General features: G+C 54.4%; 1 protein-coding gene. It reads right to left on the minus strand.

What is annotated here, in order from left to right:
- Positions 1-8: 8 nt before the first annotated feature.
- The coding region (locus ACXJ7R_RS35910; RefSeq protein ID WP_457155915.1) for an amino acid ABC transporter permease at positions 9-579 on the minus strand (571 nt) is incomplete at its 5' end.

The raw sequence follows: 579 nt of genomic DNA on the forward strand, positions 1-579 counted from the left end.
TCGCTTTACTATCGGTCATGGTCGCCTCCGGACATCAAGTCCGAGAGTTTCCGCCAGTTCAAGAAGCTGCTCCGGAAGGTCGGCGCGTTTCCGTGTGCGGCCTCAAGACGGCGTTCCAGATAGGACTGGGCCCAACTGGCGATGGTGGTCAGCACAATGTACCAGATGCTGGCTACGACGAGTAGTTCGAGGACCAGGAAATTCATTGAATAAAGGTTCTGGGCCTTAGTCAGCAGATCGCCGCCGGCGATCACTGACACTAGCGCTGTGGTTTTTAACATCGAAATGAGCTGATTTCCGGTTGGCGGAATTATGATCCGCATGGCTTGGGGGAGAACGACCTCCCACAGCGTTTTCATCCGGGTGAACCCCAGCGCTTGCGCGGCTTCCAGTTGTCCTCGATCGACGGAAAGCAGTCCTGCTCTAACGATCTCGGACATGTAGGCTCCTTCGTTGAGGCCCAATCCAAGCAGCGCTGCGGTAAAACCTGTAATGACGGCGTTTGTTGGCACGCTGTATAACGTTGGACCCCATGGAATTGTGATCGTGATGCTGGGGAATATCAGGGAAATGTTAAAC

The organism is Mesorhizobium sp. P5_C1 (assembly GCF_054049815.1).